14 protein-coding genes and 1 riboswitch are annotated in these 19,999 nt (G+C 43.9%); of the genes, 3 read left to right on the forward strand and 11 right to left on the reverse strand.

Annotated elements, in window-relative coordinates; all coding sequences use genetic code 11:
• Positions 1-12 precede the first annotated feature (12 nt).
• The 4 genes from metH to murQ form a co-directional block, all read right to left on the reverse strand.
• Entirely contained in the window at positions 13-3,729 is a 3,717-nt protein-coding gene (gene metH / locus HDC91_RS15455; protein ID WP_183553691.1) for a methionine synthase, read from the reverse strand.
• Positions 3,730-3,859: 130 nt separating this feature from the next.
• Positions 3,860-3,971: riboswitch (SAM riboswitch) on the reverse strand.
• Between the two features lie 473 nt (positions 3,972-4,444).
• Positions 4,445-5,185, reverse strand: coding sequence for a Bax inhibitor-1/YccA family protein (locus HDC91_RS15460; RefSeq protein WP_183553693.1), 741 nt, complete (start codon positions 5,183-5,185; stop codon positions 4,445-4,447).
• Between the two features lie 93 nt (positions 5,186-5,278).
• A complete protein-coding gene (locus tag HDC91_RS15465; protein ID WP_183553695.1) occupies positions 5,279-5,845 on the reverse strand; it encodes a hypothetical protein in 567 nt (188 codons plus the stop codon).
• Between the two features lie 103 nt (positions 5,846-5,948).
• Entirely contained in the window at positions 5,949-6,752 is an 804-nt protein-coding gene (gene murQ, locus HDC91_RS15470) for an N-acetylmuramic acid 6-phosphate etherase (protein WP_183553697.1), read from the reverse strand.
• Positions 6,753-6,960: 208 nt separating this feature from the next.
• Here murQ and HDC91_RS15475 point away from each other — a divergent pair, with 208 nt between their 5' ends.
• Entirely contained in the window at positions 6,961-8,547 is a 1,587-nt protein-coding gene (locus HDC91_RS15475; RefSeq protein WP_183553699.1) for a S41 family peptidase, read from the forward strand.
• A 63-nt stretch (positions 8,548-8,610) separates the two neighbouring features.
• On the opposite strand, the gene HDC91_RS15480 is transcribed toward HDC91_RS15475, so the two are convergent.
• On the reverse strand, positions 8,611-10,332 hold the full coding sequence (locus tag HDC91_RS15480; protein ID WP_183553701.1) for a glycoside hydrolase family 3 N-terminal domain-containing protein: 1,722 nt from the start codon (positions 10,330-10,332) through the stop codon (positions 8,611-8,613).
• Between the two features lie 175 nt (positions 10,333-10,507).
• On the opposite strand from HDC91_RS15480, the gene HDC91_RS15485 reads away from it, so the two are divergent.
• Positions 10,508-11,194: a porin family protein gene (locus HDC91_RS15485; protein ID WP_255476748.1), complete on the forward strand. Its 687-nt coding sequence runs from the start codon at positions 10,508-10,510 to the stop codon at positions 11,192-11,194.
• A gap of 51 nt (positions 11,195-11,245) precedes the next feature.
• Here HDC91_RS15485 and HDC91_RS15490 read toward each other — a convergent pair whose 3' ends face one another.
• The 4 genes from HDC91_RS15490 to HDC91_RS15505 form a co-directional block, all read right to left on the reverse strand.
• A complete protein-coding gene (locus HDC91_RS15490) occupies positions 11,246-12,187 on the reverse strand; it encodes a nucleotide-diphospho-sugar transferase (RefSeq protein ID WP_183553703.1) in 942 nt (313 codons plus the stop codon).
• Positions 12,188-12,309: 122 nt separating this feature from the next.
• Entirely contained in the window at positions 12,310-14,130 is a 1,821-nt protein-coding gene (locus HDC91_RS15495) for an ABC transporter ATP-binding protein (RefSeq protein ID WP_183553705.1), read from the reverse strand.
• 93 nt (positions 14,131-14,223) lie between these two features.
• On the reverse strand, positions 14,224-15,396 hold the full coding sequence (locus HDC91_RS15500) for a glycosyltransferase (RefSeq protein WP_183553707.1): 1,173 nt from the start codon (positions 15,394-15,396) through the stop codon (positions 14,224-14,226).
• A gap of 12 nt (positions 15,397-15,408) precedes the next feature.
• The gene (locus HDC91_RS15505) at positions 15,409-16,500 is read right to left on the reverse strand and encodes a glycosyltransferase family 1 protein (RefSeq protein ID WP_183553709.1); all 1,092 of its coding nucleotides are present in this window, start codon (positions 16,498-16,500) and stop codon (positions 15,409-15,411) included.
• A gap of 95 nt (positions 16,501-16,595) precedes the next feature.
• Here HDC91_RS15505 and HDC91_RS15510 point away from each other — a divergent pair, with 95 nt between their 5' ends.
• The gene (locus HDC91_RS15510) at positions 16,596-17,348 is read left to right on the forward strand and encodes a glycosyltransferase (protein ID WP_183553711.1); all 753 of its coding nucleotides are present in this window, start codon (positions 16,596-16,598) and stop codon (positions 17,346-17,348) included.
• A 1-nt stretch (position 17,349) separates the two neighbouring features.
• Here the strand turns inward: HDC91_RS15510 and HDC91_RS15515 are convergent, their stop codons facing one another.
• Both HDC91_RS15515 and HDC91_RS15520 read right to left on the reverse strand, forming a co-directional pair.
• Positions 17,350-18,372 carry a glycosyltransferase family 1 protein gene (locus HDC91_RS15515; RefSeq protein ID WP_183553713.1) on the reverse strand — a complete coding sequence of 341 codons (1,023 nt, stop codon included), beginning with the start codon at positions 18,370-18,372 and terminating at the stop codon, positions 17,350-17,352.
• Between the two features lie 117 nt (positions 18,373-18,489).
• Complete coding sequence (locus tag HDC91_RS15520) at positions 18,490-19,992, reverse strand: MAC/perforin domain-containing protein (protein ID WP_183553715.1); 1,503 nt, start codon at positions 19,990-19,992, stop codon at positions 18,490-18,492.
• Positions 19,993-19,999 lie beyond the last annotated feature (7 nt).

Raw genomic sequence — 19,999 nt, forward strand, 5'->3', positions numbered from 1 at the left:
AATGACGCGCTGTTAGTAATTAAGGTTAGGCCCGAGCCAGCGTTCAACTGTATCTACTGACATATTCTTCCGCCTTGCATAATCCTCCACCTGGTCTTTACTTATCTTGTTCAAACCAAAATACCTTGCCTGCGGGTGGGCGAAATAAAAGCCGCTTACCGATGCTGCCGGTGTCATGGCCAGGCTTTCGGTAAGGTGCATGTGGGCGTTATCCTCCGCCTTTAATAGCTCAAACAAGGTGGTTTTTTCGGTATGGTCAGGGCAGGCGGGATAACCAGGTGCCGGGCGTATGCCCTGGTATTCTTCCTTGATCAATTCTTCCGCGCCTAATTGCTCAGCCTTTGCGTAACCCCAGTATTCCTTTCTTACCAGTTCGTGCATTTTTTCGGCAAAAGCTTCTGCAAAGCGATCGGCAATGGCTTTGGCCATAATGCTGTTGTAATCGTCATGATCCGCCTCAAACACGGCCACCAATTCGTCGCAGCTAAGTCCGGCTGTCACCGCGAAGCCGCCAAAATAATCGGCCACACCGCTTTCTTTCGGAGCGATAAAATCCGACAGGGCATAATAGGGTTCGCCTTTCACCTTTTCGTTTTGCTGGCGAAGCGTATGAATACGCGTAAGCAAATGCTGCCGGGTGTCGTCGGTATATAATTCAATATCGTCGCCAACGCTGTTTGCCGGCCAAAAGCCAATAACACCACTCGCGCGAAGCAGTTTTTCGTCAACAATTTTCTTTAACAGTACCTGTGCGTCGTCAAAAAGCTTCTGGGCTTCGTCGCCCACAAACTTATCGGCAAATATTTTAGGGTAGCTGCCGCGTAACTCCCAGGTATGAAAGAACGGTGTCCAGTCGATATAAGGCACCAGCTCTTCCAGCGGAAAGTTTTCAAATGCTTTAATACCGGTAAAAGCAGGCGCGGGCGCTACGGTTTTCAGGTCTATCTGAAACTTTTGCTCCCGGGCCTGTTCAATGCTTACAAAACGCTTGTCGCTTTTTTTGTTGGCATGGGCTTCCCGGGCTTTGGCGTATTCGTCTTTTATGCCCTGTATATAATCCTCGCGGGTATCACGGTTCATCAGGCTGCTGCAAACGGTTACGCTGCGCGATGCATCCAACACATGAATAGCCCCGCCAGAATAATGCGGCGCTACCTTTACTGCCGCGTGGATGCGCGAGGTAGTTGCCCCGCCAATGATCAGCGGAATGGTAAAACCTTCGCGCTCCATTTCTTTGGCAAAATGCACCATCTCGTCGAGCGACGGGGTAATTAAACCGCTAAGGCCGATGATATCCACCTCGTGTTTTCTTGCTTCTTCAATTATCTTTTGCGCCGGTACCATTACCCCAAGATCTATCACCTCGAAGTTGTTACAGGCCAATACCACGCCTACTATATTTTTACCAATATCGTGCACATCGCCTTTTACGGTGGCCATTAATACCTTGCCAGCATTAGCACGACTGCCGCTGCTATCCTCACCGGCATCAATAACGCGTTGTTTCTCCTGTTCGATAAAGGGGAGTAAATATGCCACCGCCTTTTTCATTACCCGGGCCGATTTTACCACCTGCGGCAAAAACATTTTACCGGCGCCAAACAGGTCGCCTACTACGTTCATGCCATCCATCAGCGGGCCTTCAATAACCTCTAAGGGCTTGGCAAATTTCTGGCGCGCTTCTTCTACATCATCATCCAGGTACTCGATAATGCCTTTTACCAGCGCGTGCGACAGGCGCTGTTCTACCGTCCCCTTGCGCCATTCTTCGTCGCGCACCACTTCTTTACCTTTGCTTTTAATGGTATCGGCAAACTCAACCAAACGCTCGGTGGCATCTTCGCGGCGGTTTAGTAAAACGTCTTCCACAAGCTCAAGCAGGTCTTTTGGTATCTCCTCGTAAACTTCCAGCATCCCGGCGTTTACGATACCCATATCCAGCCCGGCTTTTATGGCATGGTACAGGAACGCCGAGTGCATTGCTTCGCGTACCACGTTATTGCCCCGGAACGAGAACGATATGTTACTTACCCCACCGCTAACCTTGGCCAGCGGCAGGTTTTGTTTTATCCAGCGGGTAGCCTCAATAAAATCTACTGCATAGTTGTTATGCTCTTCCAGCCCGGTTGCTACGGTTAAAATATTGGGATCGAAGATGATATCCTGGGGTGGAAAACCAACCTCATCAACCAGAATACGGTAACTGCGTTCGCAAATCTCTTTACGGCGTTCCAGCGAATCGGCCTGCCCCGTTTCATCAAAGGCCATTACTACTGTGGCAGCGCCGTAGCTTAATATTTTGCGGGCATATTCTTTAAATTTCTCTTCGCCTTCTTTCAGCGAGATAGAGTTGACGATACCTTTGCCCTGCAGGCATTTAAGCCCGGCCTCGATAACCGACCATTTGGAGGAATCGATCATGATGGGCAGTTTGGCAATATCCGGTTCACTGGCAACCAGGTTCAGGAATTTTACCATCACAGCTTCCGAGTCGATCATCCCCTCGTCCATGTTGATATCGATCACCTGTGCGCCGCCTTCTACCTGCTGCAGGGCAACGCTCAGGGCGGCCTCATAATCTTCGGCAAGGATAAGTTTAGAAAATTTTGGCGACCCGGTAATATTGGTACGCTCGCCAATATTTACAAAGTTTGTTTCGGGCGTAAGGGTAACGGCTTCCAGCCCGCTTAGGCGCAGGTAGGGCTTAATTTCGGGTATCTGCCTTGGCGGATATTTAGCGGCCTTATCGGCAATACATTTAATATGCTCGGGCGTGGTGCCACAGCAGCCGCCTACTATATTTACCAGGCCTGCCTTCATAAAATCATCAACCTGGTGAGCGGTTTCGTGCGGGGTCTCGTCATAAGCGCCAAATTCGTTTGGCAGGCCCGCGTTGGGGTAGGCGGAGATGAACACACCCGCCTTTTCAGACAGCTCCTCTAAGTGGGGCCGCATCTCGCGGGCGCCCAAAGCACAGTTTAACCCTACCGATAAGAGGTGGGCGTGACTGATAGAGTTCCAAAATGCCTCTACCGTTTGCCCTGATAAGGTACGGCCTGATGCGTCTGTAATGGTACCCGATATCATGATGCCGCCGGTTTCCCTAAAGGCAGGGTAATCTTTACCGGCTGCCTTGCATTCACTTTTATACCTGTCGATGGCGAACAGTGCTGCCTTGGCGTTCAGGGTATCAAATATGGTTTCAACCAGTAACAGGTCCGAGCCGCCATCAACCAAACCCCGTACCTGGGCGTAATAAGCCTCGGCCAGGTCGTCAAAGGTAACGGCGCGGTAACCCGGGTCGTTCACATCCGGCGACAGCGATGCGGTACGGTTTGTGGGACCTACGGCTCCGGCTACAAAGCGCGGTTTTGAAAGGTCGCGTTTGGTGTATTCGTTGGCTACTTCACGCGCAATGCGGGCACCCTCGTAACTCAGTTCATAATCAAGTTCCTCGAGGTGATAATCGGCCAGCGATATGCGTTGTGTGCTAAAAGTATTTGTTTCGATGATGTCTGCACCCGCCTCCAGGTACTCGGCATGGATAGCTTTGATCACATCCGGCCGGGTGATGTTCAGCAGGTCGTTATTGCCTTTCAGATCGGATGGGTGGTCGCGAAAACGCTCCCCGCGAAAATCCTGCTCGGTGAGCTCGTACCGCTGTATCATGGTACCCATAGCTCCGTCAATAACCAGAATGCGCTTTTGTAACTCTCTTCTAATATCCATTTGTTGAGATGTGAGACAGGAGAATTTGAGATTTGAGAAAAAAAGCATAGCTAAGGCTATCTCATATCTCACGTCTAAAATCTCATATCTATTCCAGCTTACTCGAAAAGTCGGGTGTTAAATTGACTTTCACTTATCTGTCCCCGGTTATTCTTTTAACCGGAGTAGAATGTAGCACCTTGTTAAGTAACAGGTTGCTAAGACATCGCAGGGTCTAATCCCTCCGTCTTTCTCCATAAGCGGTACAAATATGAGTAATAATGTTGTAAAGTGCAAGCGTATAAATTACACGAAGTTTGGCTGAAGCCAAAATGATTTGTCTGGCTATCCGTTGGCTAAAGCCAACGGCAATGATTCCATTTTCAAACTGTACCGTTTGTACCGTATGCGGGACAAAGCAACGCTACCCGTTGAATAAAGCAAACGGCATGATTCGATTTTCAACCGTACTGTTTGAGGGGCAAAACAAGTTATATTTTAAGCCGGGTTCATTGCCGCCCGATTTATGGGGCGAACGAAAGCGGCCGTGATTCATTTCAATTGTGCGATTTGTACTATATGCGGGACAAAGCAAGTTCTATTTAAGCAGGGTTTATTGCCGTTCCATTTATGGGACGGATAACACTCAGGTCTTCATGGCTTAGCCAAAACCTTTGAACCAAAAAAGCCGCCTGCTGATAGCAAACGGCTTTCAATTTTTATTTATGATATCCGATTATCTTCTGTTGCCGAAAATGCGCAACAACCACAGGAACAAGTTAACGAAATTCATATACAGCGTTAACGCACCCATAATTGCCAGTTTTTTGCCATCCGCGTCTCCATATTCTATACCGGCGCCAATCCTTTTTAACCTTTGTACATTAAAGGCAGTTAAGCCAACAAATATCGCAACCATTATGTAGCTGATAAGTAAATCAAAGCTACTGCTACGGAATAAAAAAACATTCAGAACCGTAGCAATTATACCGCCAATAAGCAGCATGATCAGGATAGAACCAAATTTTGTAAGGTCCTGCTGAGTAGTATAACCGCCGATAGCCATAACTCCAAACACTACGGCTGCTGTTATGAAGGATGATGCTATAGTTCCAAAAGAATATAAGTAAAATATATAGCTAATGCTAATACCCATAACAGCCGAAAATGCTACAAACATTACAACGGTTGATATTAAACTCATTTTTTCAAAACGACCTCTTAAAATTAATATAAAAATTAGCGGCGCAAACATAGTAACGATACCTAAAATGTTGTTCTGCCCGGTTTCCGGGTCGCGCAGCATGGCTGACAGCTGCGGTATAAAAGCAAACAGGTATGTGCATGCAGATGATATGCCCAAAGCAACAAACATCCACACAAATACATTAGCAATGAACTTGCGGGATGCTTCAGGGTTTTCTACGTAACTTACGTTATCGTAAACGTATTCAAAATTATCGGTTTTGGTTTCCATGTATTTCAGAAATTATTTGTACGAATATAATAAAAACGATGTAATGATTGAAAAAGTTGTACCTGTTAAAAAGGTTACAATTGGCTGTGAATTCTAACTTAATCTTTTAGTTAACTGCTCTTCTACTTTTTTAAACATTTGCAGCGGCTTCAATGCCCTCCAGTGAAGGTCATCAAGCTGACCGCCAAAATTGATGTAATAATCAATGTTGCTGTGTTTAAACTCGGATATCACATGGTCGCGGAAGTTTATGCCGGCTATCCAGCCATCTTCAACCTCCTGGAACCACTCTTCGTAATAGCTGTCGTCAGAGAAGTGAAAGTTAAGCACGTTCTCACCTATCAGTATAAATTTGTTTATGCCCTGGTCAACCATCAGGTCAAAAAGTTCGCGTTTCATCAGCATAATATCATTGTTAATGGCGTCGTTCCATTCGCCAATAAACTCGATGATGCTGTAACCCCGATCGTAATCAACAAACAAAACCTTCAGGTACAGAGTGTTCGACCCAAAAGAATCCCACTGCGGGTGCAGCAAATAATTATATACCTGCTTATCAAATTCAAACTCGCTGTACTCGGTAGCATAAAACGGCGAATACTCATCCTCAGATGCTACATAATCATCGCGCCATCGGTAATATGGTTCTATTTCGTGCATAGCCCCCTCCAACCTCCCCCCGCCAGGGAGACTTTTTTATTTTCCTCATCTGCACATCTGCATATTTGCATATCTGCACATCTAATCCTGTTCATTTGCATATCTATCTCAAGCTATCTACCGCCTTGCGCACACTGCCATGTTTCTTTAATAGCTCAGCGGCTTCTTCTTCAGGCAAGCCGGTTTCGGCCATTACCATACGGGTGCCGCGGTGTACCAATTTATTATTGGATAACTGCATATCTACCATTTTATTACCCTTTACGCGGCCCAATTGTATCATTACACTTGTGCTGAGCATATTTAATACCAGTTTTTGCGCGGTGCCGGCCTTCATGCGGGTGCTGCCGGTTACAAACTCGGGACCGGTAACCACTTCAACGGGATATTCGGCCGCAGCAGCTACGGGGCTGCCTGCATTACAAACTATACAGCCTGTGGCTACGCCATGCTGCTTAGCCTTTTTTAACCCGCCAATAACATAGGGCGTAGTGCCCGATGCCGCAATGCCCACTACTACATCCTTACCGGTGATATTAAATTTTTGCAGATCTTTCCACGCCTGTTCACGGTCATCTTCGGCAAATTCAACGGCTTTGCGTATGGCAGTATCGCCGCCCGCTATAATGCCAACCACCCAATCAAACGGCACACCAAATGTGGGTGGGCATTCAGAGGCATCAACAACGCCCAGGCGGCCGCTGGTGCCCGCGCCAATGTAAAATAACCTTCCGCCGTTGCGCATGCGTTCGGCAACAACTGTTACCAGCTTTTCTATTTGGGGTAACGCTTTTTCAACCGCTAATGGCACGGTTTTATCTTCGTTATTAATGTTTTGAAGCAGCTCTGCTACCGGCATGCTTTCAAGCCCGTTGTAGTTGGAGTCTTTTTCGGTGTTTATTTCCATGTTTTGGCAATAATTGGTCTCACACTGCCCTCTCCAGAGGAGAGGGTTTATAATACGACGAATAAGTCCTCTCCGTTGGAGAAGATTCAAGTGAGGCTACAGTTAATAAATTTTTAACAAAATTGAATAAAAAACATCAAAGCAAAGAAGCCGATATTAATTATAGGCAATAGCTGCTATTTATTAAATTTGCAATGGCTAAATATAGATGAAAAGAATTGCGGGCATTATCTTCAGGACGGTAATTTTAATATTGACAGGTATTGCAATTGGGATACTTATTACCGGTGACAACATTGGGGGGCGAAGGATAGGCCTTAGTTTTTCGGGGCCCGATAAAATATCCCGTGTGCTTGATCTTGTAAGCACCAAGTATGTCGACTCCGTTAATACGGACAGTGTAGAGGGCGCAACGGTTAACGATATGCTGCAAAGCCTGGACCCTCATTCGGTGTACCTGCCGGCAAAGCAGGCCCGCTCTATCAACGAACGACTGGAGGGTGGTTTCAACGGTATTGGTTTAGAATACCAGTTACTGCGCGATACGCTTGTAATTACCCAGGTTAACGCCGGCGGGCCTGCCGCTAAAGCGGGTATAATTACCGGCGACAGGATCATACAAGTGGATGGCAAACCCTTTTCGGGCACCAAATTAAAGTCAGACCGAATCAGTAAAACCTTCAGGGGCGAAAAGGACACACAAATAACACTCGGCGTTGTAAGAAACGGCTGGAAGGCAATCAAAAACATCCCCATAAAACGCGGTCGGGTAGCGCTAAGCAGCCTTGACGCCGCATACACCACCGGTAATACCGGGTATATCAAAATAAGCAAGTTTGCATCAACCACTGATAACGATTTTAAAGACGCACTTAAAACTCTGAAAGCCGAAGGCATGCAAAAGCTGGTGCTTGACCTGCGCGGAAATGGCGGCGGTTACTTAAACACGGCAACTGCTTTAGCCGATGAGTTTTTACCAGGGGGTAAGCTGATTGTTTACACCAAAGGAAGCCATGAACCCAGAACTGATTACTTTGCCACCGACTCGGGCAATTACGAGAAAGGCGCACTTACGGTGCTTATTGATGAGTATTCGGCTTCAGCAAGCGAAATTTTAGCGGGCGCCTTGCAGGATCTTGACAGGGCCACTATTGTGGGCCGCCGCTCTTTTGGTAAAGGCCTGGTGCAGCAGCAGTTTCCGTTTGCAGATGGTACTGCAATAAATTTAACGGTAGCGAGATATTATACGCCCTCGGGCCGGTCGATACAAAAATCGTATAAAAATGGCGTTGCCAGTTACCGCAACGAGCTGGCTAACCGGGTGCGAAAAGGTGAACTGTTAAGCGCGGAAAGTAGTTTAAGCGACAGCGCATTTATCGGCGGCTCAGCCTATCATACAACCAATGGACGAAAAGTTTTTAGTCGCGGCGGCATAATGCCTGATGTTTTTGTACCTGCCGATACCACAGAGAACACACAACTTGTAGAAGACCTTGCGGATAACCAGCTTTTTACGGCTTATGTGATTGACAGGCTGCAACCTGTGATTGCCAAATATGCAACTGCCGATAGCTTTATAGATCAATACCACATCACTGAAGAGGTTTTAAATAATTTTATAGCTTACGCGTCGCAAACGGTAAAACATATTAATCCTGCGGATCTGAAGTTATCAAAGGAGTTTATTAAAACACTGATCAAAGCGCATGCAGCGCGTTTTAAATGGGGCAATAACGCTTATTACCGTGTACTAAACACAAGCGATACCACCTTTAAAATTGCATTGCTGCAGTAACGAAAGCAGATGTGCAGATAAAAAGATGTCAGCTTAGCGGTGCTGATATGATCCTTTACACCCTCAGAAGCTTATACCCGTACCTGTCGGAAAAAAGGTATTTACACTAACAGGCAGTTTGCCCGCAGGCTTGATCAGTCCGGTTATTACCTTCACTGCCGAACGCTGCAAGGCATCGTCTTTTTGATACGCTTCGATAATACCGGCGCTTTTTTCTATTCCTGGCAACCCTGCTATAGTATACGGGTTTGCAAACACGGCGGTTACGGCGTTTGGTTTTGCGGCCAGCGCAGCTATCAGGTATTTAACATCGCTGCTGTAATCAAGCTTACTGGCGGGGCGTGTACGGGTATCATGTATGCTTACAAAAACCTGGTCAAACCCTTTTAACGTTTGCAGCATACGGTTCATATCTGTAAGCGAGGTGTTTTTACCTACTAAAAATATCATGCTGTTTACATACCACTTAGATAGTTCGAGCTGAAAAACCGTTGGCATGTCGACCCCGATGCTTATAATCGCGGTTTTTTTAAACGGGTCCTGTCTTAGTGTGCGGCTATCGCCCTTCAACACGGTTACAGCAGCATCACTTAGTTGCTGAAATAATTCAGCGGCGGCCGGTCGGTTAATGTCGCTTAAAAGATTAGCGGTACTTGTCGGCCGATAATTGTTTAACCCGGCCCAGTATTTAGCGGCAAGCAGCTTTTTTACCTTAGCCTCAAACTCCTCCTTGGTTATCTTTTTTTTGCGGAGGGCCTTGCGGATCAGTTTAGCGCCGTTTGCAGAGTTAACCGATAATTCGATCAGATCGTTACCTGCCAAAAAAGCCCTTACATCAGCTTCGCCATTAGGGAAGTCTTTTACAACGCCCTGCATCTCCATAGCGTCGGAGGCAACTATCCCTTTAAATCCAAGCGAATCTTTCAACACGCCGGTTACAATTGGCCGCGACAGCGTTGAGGGCAAATTTTTGGTGGTATCGAGCGCCGGAATATTCATGTGGGCTATCATAATGCCGCTTATGCCCGCGTTTATCGCCTCGCGAAAAGGGTATTCCTCCAACGAATCTAAACGGGCGCGGGTAAAGGGTAGTTGTGGCAAGGCCAGGTGCGAATCTACGTTGGTATCGCCGTGGCCCGGGAAGTGCTTGGCAAAAACAATAAGGCCGGCATCCTGCATGCCTGTGAAATACGCAATGCCTTTGCGTGCCACATTGTACTTATTATCCCCAAACGACCTGTAATTGATAACCGGGTTGTTAGGATTGTTATTTACATCCATATCCGGCGCAAAATTGATGTGCATGCCAAGCCTCCTGAAATCACCACCTATCATTTGCCCCATTTTATAAATAAGCGTGTTATCCTGTATAGCGCCTAATGTCATTTGGTAGGGGTACGATGTTGACGAATCCAGCCGCATGCCTAAGCCCCATTCGCCATCCATGGCAATAAGCAGCGGCACTTTAGACAGCTTTTGATAAACGTTTATCAGGTTGGCGTGCCTTACCGGGCCGCCCTGGAAAAACACTACACCGCCTATATGCTCGTCCTGTATCACCTTGCCTACTGAATCCTCGTAAGCCTTGCCCTTGTTGGTATGCGCCCTTACATAAAACAATTGGCCAATGCGTTCTTTCCTGCTCATTTTTTTATAAACAGAATCAACCCAATGATTTTGCTGGCTTAACGAGTTTATAAAGCTTGTTTTTTGCGCCAATACGCTTTGGGTAAAAAATACAGTTATAAAAAGCAGGTAATAGCGGCAGTGGATCTTTCGTTTCATTGTTTCCAAATGTAGCTTAAATCTAAATTGCGGCTAATTGTTTTATCTATAAAGTAGATTATAAAAAATAGTGAATAAACCTTGTCGCAAATTTTCACTCTATAAGAGTATAAAAATTAACCGGCATCAATTTATCAGGCATGCCTGTAATATGATGCCATAAAATAATTACCCAATGAAAAAAATTTTATTTATGGCGATATGCCTGCTTACGGTTGCAGGCACGGTAAGTGCACAACGTTATGATCGCCGCTATCCGCGCAGGGTTATCAGGCGCCCGGTTCCGGTACAGGAAAGATACCAAAGACGGGGAGATAATTTTTACCAGCCCAGAGTTGGAATTGCAGGCGGCGTAAACTTCTCTAACACGGTTGATGCCTATAACTCAGATTTTAGTACAAGTACAATTGCGGGTTTGCATCTGGGGCTTACGTTCGATATCCCCGTGGCGTATCCTTTATCATTCGCGCCCGAAATTTTGTTTTCGCAGAAAGGGTACCGTGCCGAAACCACTTACGGGGAGTTTAAGCAGCGTACCAATTACATCGATATCCCGTTGCTGGCAAAATTTCGCCTTGTTCCCGGATTTAACTTTGTTGTGGGCCCGCAATTAAGCTTTCTTACATCAACCAAAAATATTTACGATGACGGGTTCGACACCATCTACGAAAACGATTATAATAACCGGGGTGACAAAAGCTACATCTCGGGTGTTATTGGTGTGGGGATAGACCTTAACCGTAATGTTGAACTACGCGGCAGATATGCCATAGACCTTGACAAAAACCGCTCAAACAGCGGCGCAATACCTGATTACCGCAACCAGGTATTTCAACTGGGCTTAGGGTTTAAATTCCAATAATGACCTTACTATTGTTTTATTAAAGCCATCGCGGGTAACCGGGTGGCTTTGTTATTTAAATAACCCTTTAAACCATCGTTTAAGCTTATACTTTGGTTTGTTGTACTTTTTCCAACGTCGGGGTATCTCAAACTCATAATTCAGCGTATCACTATCGGCTTCCTTTGCAGGCAGGATATAAACAGGATGAACGATAGTGCCAAGTTGTTGCAGTGGCATATTGGCGTTTAAGCTGTGTTGGTTCACCGTATTGGTGGCCTGTTGTCCAAACCCGATATTAGATACCAGGTTTACGTTAGGTATAACAGACAAGCTGTTGTTAAAAAAATTAAGGTATGTTAACTGGTAGTCCCACGTGTCAATATCACCCGCTTTCAGGTGCTTAAAAATATTCCCCCACACCTCTACAATAAAGCGATCGGTAAAAATGGTTTCCAATTGCGGTCGTACATCTTCCGCATGATACTGTGTAAGCTCTTTATCATATTCCTGCCAAACCCTGCGCCAACCGGCCCATCCCCAAACATGCGTAAGGTTTGAAAAATAATAGCTTGCGGTACCCCACTTTTTACCATGCTGATAATTGCTTCCGCAAATATGTCGGATGCGGGTATCATGCCGGTACTTCTCAAGCATCGTATCGCAAAACCTGAAAAAATCATTCGCAGGCAGGCAGTCGTCCTCCAGTACAATACCTTCTTCCTCCTGGTCAAAAAACCAGGTAATACCGGCTGATACCGCCTCTTTGCAACCAAGGTTTGTTTCCCTGAAAAGCGTTTTTACGTCGCAAGGCCAATCAACTTCATCAGCAATTTTTCTTGCGTCAGCACAAAGCGTACCTTCGTCAGGCTTGTCGGTACGGGGTCCGTCGGCGGCTATATATAAACGTGATGGCCTGCTTTGGCGTATCTGTTCAAAAACGCGACGGGTAGTTTCGGGCCTGTTGAATATTATAAATAATACTGGCGATTTTGTTTGATAATGATCATTCACCCTGCAAATATATTGGTATAAGAAATAAAATGACCCTTACTTTTGTAAAGGGATGATTCAAGAAACAGGATTTACCATAACCGGACGGGATTTACTTCTAACGGAGCTTATCCAGCGGAGAGTTAGTTCTCGAACGTTTGCATATCAATAAGCCTCTTATATAACCCATTTTGATTGATAAGCTCCTGGTGCGAACCCTGTTCTATTAATTTGCCGTTTTCGAGCACTACAATAATGTCAGCGTTTTGTATGGTGCTTAAGCGGTGGGCAATTATTAGGGATGTGCGGTTTTTCATCAGGTTATTCAACGCGTCCTGCACCAGTTTTTCCGACTCGGTATCCAAAGCCGACGTGGCTTCGTCCAGCAGCATAATTGGCGGATTATTTAGCACCGCACGAGCGATACATATACGCTGCCTTTGCCCGCCGGATAACTTAGCGCCGCGGTCGCCTACGTTTGTATTATACCCGTTCTCGGTTTCCAGAATAAAATTATGGGCGTTGGCTATTCTTGCAGCCGCCTCTACGTCGGCAGGGTTAGTATTGGGTTTGCCAAACGAAATATTGTTGTAAATGCTATCGTTAAATAAAACCGACTCCTGGTTTACTACGCCCATTAAACTGCGTAATGAATTTGCCGTAAGGCCTTTTATGTTAACGCCATCAATAGAAATACTTCCCTCCTGCGGATCCATAAATCGGGGTATAAGATCCATCATGGTTGATTTACCCCCGCCCGACGGCCCAACCAAGGCCACGGTTTTCCCTTTAGGAATTGTAAGGTTAATATGCGACAACACTATTTTATCCTGGTAAGCAAATGATACATCTTCGAACCGGATAGCGTCATTAAATGCGGTTATGTTAGCCGCGTTTGGAGCATCGCTTACCAAAGGCTTTTCATCTATAAGGCTCAACACGCGTTCGCCCGCCGCTATACCTGAGTGGATATTACTGAACGAATCGGAAATGGCTTTAGCCGGGCGCATTACCTGCGAGAATAATGCAATAAACGTCACAAACTCAGGCGGCGTTAACGCTGAAGTGTTGTTTAATACCAGATGACCGCCATATAAAACAATACCCGCTACCATAGTTACCCCAAAAAATTCAGACACGGGCGATGCCAGCTGTTGCCTGCGGGCCATAGATTTGGTTATGCGCGAATAGTTGCGGTTTTCCCTGTCAAACCGGTTCTTAATAAAATCGGTAGCGTTAAAAGCTTTAATGATTTTGATACCCGAAAGGGCCTCGTCAAGATAGCTGATCATATTGCCATAGGTTTGCTGCGAGGCTATGGCCTGTTGCTTTAGCCGCTTCACTATGCGGGATATAACAAATGCTGAAACCGGGATAACCAGAAATGAGTACAAGGTAAGGCTCGGTGAAATAAGGAACAGCATAACCAGAAACGTTATGAGTGTTAAGGGTTCCTTAAATACTACCTGCAAGGTACCGGTTACCGAATATTGCACCACCTGCACATCAGATGCTACCTTCGAAATAATATCGCCTTTACGCTCGTTACTGAAAAACCCCATGTGCAGGCCCATTACATTATCAAACACTGTACGCCTGAGGTTTAGCAGGGTATGCACACGCAGGTTCTCCATAGTACGCTGCGACAAGTACCTGAAAAGGTTGCCCAATAAAGCCGAAACTACTATGGTTCCGCAAACAAACTGCAACGCTCCCCAAGTGCCATAGGTATTTATTGCGTATTGCACATAATATTTAAAGGTGCCCATTACATCAAGCAGGGCCGGTTTAGCTCCAAGCTTTACAACAACACCATCCTTTGAAAACAGGGTTTGCAACAAGGGGGCCAGCAAAGCCAGGTTTAACGTGCTAAATATGATAGAAAGGAGAGTTGTTAAAATATAAGGTATTGCAAACTTCTCAATAGGCTTTGCAAAAGATAACAACCGGAAATAAGTCTTCATTTAAAAATTTAAGATGCAAAATTAATGGTAATTAATTAAACTTCGCCAATAAATAAAGACGGTGAAAATGGGTGTTAAGTATTTAACGGGTTGTTAAATAAATGCCTTATCTAATAATTGATAAGTTGCCCGGCTGCTGAAGTTCCCCTCGAACGTAGCTTTTGCGTAATTGCTTTGTGCTTTATACAATTCCTGATTATTTAAGAGCGCCATAATATGCCCCGCAAAACCCGCCGCATCATCGCTTACCAAACAGCCGTTGTTTTGCTTGTTCGGCAGTCCATCTATACCGCGCGGGGTACAAACTACCGGTAAGCCGTAGGCCAGGGCTTCAACAACCTTTACTTTAACTCCCGTTCCGCTAAGCATAGGGCAAAGTGCTATTTTTGAATTATTATAATAATGTGCTAAGTCTTCAGCAAAAGGAATGGGGTCTATTTTATAGTTATTGGGAATATGGGCGTTTATCTTGCCAATTATACAAATGTTGATATTGGGGGGTAACAAGGGGTATACTTTTTCAAAAAACCATTTTATAGCGGTTATATTATGAACATTATCATTACCTACATAAACCAAGTCATATTTCCTTTCATTTACCTCCTTAGCTTCCGGCATCGCAATGTCCATCATTATCGGGACCCATCTAACCGCGGCAGTACAAAACTGGTTGAAAATAAATTCTTCCTCCGGCGATATAGCCCATACTTCGTCAAAAGTATTCAGGCGACTTATTTCATCGGCAAAGGTAGCCCCCAAATTAAACCCTTTTTTATCTTTAAACTGGGCGGTTAAAAAATCGTGCGTATCAATTATGGTATTAGCATTGCCTGTTAACTGCCTATCGCCTATCAGGTCGGCACTGTGCACGTAGCTTATAATAATGTGGTCGTAGCTGTTTGTCTTAAGGATTTGCCGGAACCCTCTTTTTAATGCAACGGTTAAGTACGTGGGAATGGCGGAGTTTACAGGGTAAGTAAAAAGGTAATAGAACAGGTCCCACAACTTGTATTTTAAAAAATAGCTAACCGGGCTATTACCTTTTGGCTTTCTGGATAATAAGTAAACCTTATTAGCCAACCCAGCCGACAGCAGTTCGCTTTCGGTATGCTCATTTACCAAAGCCGCCTGCTCATTTTTAATACTTACAAAATCTACACTGAAGTTTTTATAACGGAAGTACTTTAACAAACCCATCGCCCGCGACTTGTTGCCCGCATCAGGCTCTGTTACATTATCAGGAAAGAAGTATAATATCCGTTTCATAAATATTACTTGTTACACTAAAGACCGGTAGACCTTGGTCGTTTTCTGCATGCAGCTTTCCATGGTAAAATTGGATAATTGCGCACTGCCCGCCCCGCGCATTTTATCTGTATCAACGGCTTTTGAAAGGATGCCATCAATACTCATTTGCATTGATTCGATTGAATACGGATCAAAATAAACCGCGGCATCGCCACCCACTTCTTTAAAGCAGCTGGTGTTACTTACCGCTACGGGGCAACTGTTTGCAAACGCTTCGAGTATCGGGAACCCGAAACCTTCATATAACGACGGGTAAGCAAAGAGCAACGCATTTTGATATAAACTTGCCAGCATAGCTTCCGTTGCCCATACCTGGCGTATTTTATTTTTAATATTTAACCTGTGAATAAAGTCGAGCTCTGTTTTTGTAAATTCCCCTCCACCCGCGCAAATCACATTTATGTTATACTTGGTTAGCAGCGGGGTAACAGCCGTAACCCACTTAAAAAAATTTTTATAGGCCGGCCTGTCGCCCACAAATAAAATATATTCAGTGCCGGGTATATGTGCTTTAGGCTCATTATTGGCTGCAACGGGTTCATATCCGTGATATACGAGGCTTACCTTATCATCAGGAATATTATAAATTCTCTGCAGATCATTTTTGGTTGACTGTGAGATAGCAATGATATGCGCTGCCTTTTTTATAAGCAGGCTTTTATAATGCGCGGTATCGTCGTTAGGCAAAAAATACTCCGGAAATAGCTCGTGTATAAAATCGTGCACGGTTAACACAAAGGGTTTTTTTATACTGCTTAAAAAGTACGGGTTATAATAGGTAGGGTGGAATATATCGTAATCATGATTACGCACGCAATACTTAGAGTACTTGCGGTTATACTTAAATATCTTTCGGTCCTTAGTTATAAAGGCGCGCCATAGCCACTCCGGAAGCGGGAACTTTTGATCTTTAATGTAAGCGTTATTTGTAAAAAGCAGCCCCCTGTTGTAGCTGAACTCACTGCTGTTTGCAAGATGCTTTTGAATATTAGCAAAATAACGCGAAATGCCACCGTAACGCTGCATGGAAAATGCCTGGTGGTCAAATTGTATTTTAATCATTAATAACCGCTTTGTACTTAATTATTATAAAATATTAGTTATTTCGCAACGTTGACACTGTCAAATATACGTTATCAACAAATTTAATTTGAATTATGTTATCCCCGGGCGACACTATCAGCGTTAAAAATACCGATACACCGGCTAAAATATCTGTTATAATAGTAACGTATAATGCCGCTGCCACCTTACAAGCTTGCCTGGACAGCATTTACCGGCAAAGATATCCTAATATTGAAATTATTGTAACAGATGGTGGCAGCACCGATGGAACGGTTAAAATACTGGAAGAAAATTCTGATAAGATAGCCAGCTGGATAAGCGAAAAAGACAAGGGAATTTATGATGCGATGAATAAATCTTTAGACCGGGTAACCGGGCAATGGGTGTATTTTATTGGCGCCGATGACGAAATGTTCGATGATTTTTCGACCATGGCCTTTCAACTGGAGGATCCTAATGCGATTTATTACGCCAGCGTACTATGCAAGGGCAAAAAATTTTCGGGCTTTGTAAGCGATTACCAAATTGCTAAATACGGTATTTATCACCAGGCTATAATTTACCCGAAAATCGTTTTCGACAAATACCGTTATGATACTAAATACGTTGTACGAGCCGACCACTTCTTGAATATAAACTGTGCAAGCGATAAAAACTTAAAGTTTATATTTAAAGATTACATTATAGCTAACTTTAGCCATTTAGGCGTATCGCAGAACTATGTTGATCAGCCTTTTGAAGACGACCACGTAGGCATCGTGTTTAAACACTTTAGCTTTAAAATATGGTGCAGGTTTATGTTTTGGAGGTTTAAAAAGAACTATCTGAAAAAGCCGGAAAAGTAATTTACTTTGTGGCGAGCAACTCGTTATAAAGGGCCATATATTTCCTCGCCGCCGACTCCCACGAAAATTTCCCGGCATACTGCATAATAGCAGCGGCGCGATCGTTCGTTTCATAATCAAGCATGCCATCCTTAAATACCTGCTGCATGTGGCCGGATTCGAAATTGTCAAAGTAATAGGCTACGCTACCGCCAACCTCGGGGAGTGAAGTGTATTTTGCTAAAAACACAGGTTTGCCAAAGTGCATTGCCTCAATTACAGGCAACCCAAATCCTTCGGCAATTGAAGGAAATACAAAGGCGCTGCAATTTTTATAATACCACGCCTTATCGTTTTCGTTAACGGGGCCGGTTATGGTTAATCTGTCGGCGCAGTTGTATTTCTCGGCCTCGGCTACTATTGTGCTTTTATGCGGGGTCTCAATCCCGGCTATCACCAGTTCGTAATCGTTCCCTTCCAAAAGCGCCGGGATAAGGTGAAATCCCTTTTGAACCGATAGCAGCCCTATGGTAAATAAAAAACGCTTTTCAGGCACATATAACGGCGTGTGATTGTCCGGCACGCTAAGCTTTTCAGCGCCGTTATATATTACACTTAGTTTCTCCCTGGCTTCCGGAATATATTTCAGGATATCATCAGCTACAAACTGCGATATGGTTACTACCTTATCGCAATAAGATATGTACCGCCTGATCTTATTGATGTGCGCATCTATTTTTCGCTGAGGCTTAAATTTTAAATGAACATTGTTGATATCATGAATGGTCATTATTTTTTTTGCCTTTACGCTATACGGCTTTAACCTGCAGGTTTGGTCGGTAAAGTGTACCAAATTAAACTTATTCCGTAACGGGAAATATATATTGTGGAGCCTGTTGAGGTACACAATATTAACCTTGCCGTTAAAGTAAGTGGTGTTCTTAAACATGTAAAAACTTAGGTTAAGCGAGCCTTTATTTTCTTTAATTAATGCATCGCCAAGCCCTTTCCCAAAGTAGAAATATCCCGAGTTGGGATTTTTCATAGAATCGAATGTTACTAATACTGAAGGCTTTGACATTATTTATTTAACAAAAAACCACACCTTAAAGATGTGGTTTTTTGTTAAATAAATAGTTTTGCTATTAAAAATCTAATAAAATTAATTTATGGCTTTAGGGTATGCATAAAAGGCTACAGGAACCACAGGTGACCAATAGTTTGCATCTAATACATCACCACGAGTAGAATAATAATGATCTTTCCCATCTTTGCTGGTATGCGAGTAAACCGGAACGGTGCCTTGAACCTGCGTTTTATAGGCATAAAACGCAATTCCTTCACTTTTCCACCAGGATAAATCACTTACTGTACCTGTTGTAAATAAATGATCGACACCTTGCTGGCTAAAATAAGTGTTTACCTGAACAGTGCCGGGAATTTGACTAGGATATGCGCGAAACTCTGAACCTATATAGTTCCAATAATTCAGATCGTTTACAAAGCCTGTAGATAAATAATGATCGCCTCCCTTTTTCGCCGCAAATGAATTGATATTAACAAGTTCGTTAGTATAATCTTCTACTAAAGTTATTTGATTATCTTTAATATGTTTTTCTACAGCAGCTTTAACCTGCGCTTTTTTAACAGGGTCGGTTATAAAGTCATAAAGAAATACAGCCTTTCCTACATCTATCAACGCAGCATTGCTTGCATTAACACTTTGCTCCCAACTAGCAATATTAATAGTTTGACTGCTATTTCCGTCCTTATCAACTGTTACGCTTGTACCAGAATTTGTCCCCCCGTAGTATCTGGCTGTATATTGCCTTTTACTGGTTGTTGTTGTTGCTTCTGCTATCTCTGAAGTAGTTTTATCCGAATTGATATTTACACCAATACTTTTTAGTAAGCCAAAACCTAACCCCATCTTCACATCTGATGTTTTCTTAGTATAATCGCTCCCTTTTTGCATCGCACCACTATAATCGAACCTAAAACGCCCACCTATAGTAACATCCAGCATTACGTGAGTCCCATATCTTGTTACTAGCTCATCTGCGCTTTTAGTAGCAACATTGTTGATAAACTCAGGGGTTAGATAATTCATCAACAAGCTAATACTAACATCGCCTGTAAATCTTATTCTTTTTACCGTGTGGTTTACTTCATAGGTTGCATAAGAATACGCATTTGAATAGGTGGTTTTATTTTCATCAGAAGTGTTTTTACTGAAGCTACCTTTGAAATTGTAAACATTTTTTGTTTTATCGGTACCTTCAATTGTTGAGTTGTCATTAGCATCGAATGACTTTCCATTGCTAACATCTTTCATGTAGTCCAATGCAGTAGCCCCGCTGTAATACTTATTTACCCCACTTCCCGTGTTACCTATATCAATTCTGTTAAGATAATCAGTCGAAAACTTGTTAACGTCAAAAATTGCCGCATCAGATATACTGTTAGGGTCGAGCATATCGCCGGTAACATCTATACCATAACCTAATAAATCCCACTTACCATCTGAGGCTGATTGGATTTTTATTTTTTGGGGGATAACATTTGTATCCGGGGATTGTGAATCTTCCTTTTTGCAGGCGATAATATTAAATAATATTAAAATTGCCACCATCGAAAAAGTTCTAAAACGTAATTTTTTAATCATTGTTTTA

The organism is Mucilaginibacter sp. AK015 (genome assembly GCF_014200785.1).
GTDB lineage: Bacteria > Bacteroidota > Bacteroidia > Sphingobacteriales > Sphingobacteriaceae > Mucilaginibacter.

Excerpts from the sequence above, each read along its gene's own strand:
- HDC91_RS15505 (WP_183553709.1), bottom strand. The coding sequence starts at position 16,500 with ATGATTAAAATACAATTTGACCACCAGGCATTTTCCATGCAGCGTTAC.
- HDC91_RS15465 (WP_183553695.1), bottom strand. The coding sequence starts at position 5,845 with ATGCACGAAATAGAACCATATTACCGATGGCGCGATGATTATGTAGCA.
- HDC91_RS15480 (WP_183553701.1), bottom strand. The coding sequence starts at position 10,332 with ATGAAACGAAAGATCCACTGCCGCTATTACCTGCTTTTTATAACTGTA.
- HDC91_RS15460 (WP_183553693.1), bottom strand. The coding sequence starts at position 5,185 with ATGGAAACCAAAACCGATAATTTTGAATACGTTTACGATAACGTAAGT.
- HDC91_RS15520 (WP_183553715.1), bottom strand. The coding sequence starts at position 19,992 with ATGATTAAAAAATTACGTTTTAGAACTTTTTCGATGGTGGCAATTTTA.
- HDC91_RS15485 (WP_255476748.1), top strand. The coding sequence starts at position 10,508 with ATGAAAAAAATTTTATTTATGGCGATATGCCTGCTTACGGTTGCAGGC.
- HDC91_RS15515 (WP_183553713.1), bottom strand. The coding sequence starts at position 18,372 with ATGAAAAATCCCAACTCGGGATATTTCTACTTTGGGAAAGGGCTTGGC.
- murQ (WP_183553697.1), bottom strand. The coding sequence starts at position 6,752 with ATGGAAATAAACACCGAAAAAGACTCCAACTACAACGGGCTTGAAAGC.
- HDC91_RS15500 (WP_183553707.1), bottom strand. The coding sequence starts at position 15,396 with ATGAAACGGATATTATACTTCTTTCCTGATAATGTAACAGAGCCTGAT.
- HDC91_RS15495 (WP_183553705.1), bottom strand. The coding sequence starts at position 14,130 with ATGAAGACTTATTTCCGGTTGTTATCTTTTGCAAAGCCTATTGAGAAG.
- metH (WP_183553691.1), bottom strand. The coding sequence starts at position 3,729 with ATGGATATTAGAAGAGAGTTACAAAAGCGCATTCTGGTTATTGACGGA.
- HDC91_RS15475 (WP_183553699.1), top strand. The coding sequence starts at position 6,961 with ATGAAAAGAATTGCGGGCATTATCTTCAGGACGGTAATTTTAATATTG.
- HDC91_RS15510 (WP_183553711.1), top strand. The coding sequence starts at position 16,596 with ATGTTATCCCCGGGCGACACTATCAGCGTTAAAAATACCGATACACCG.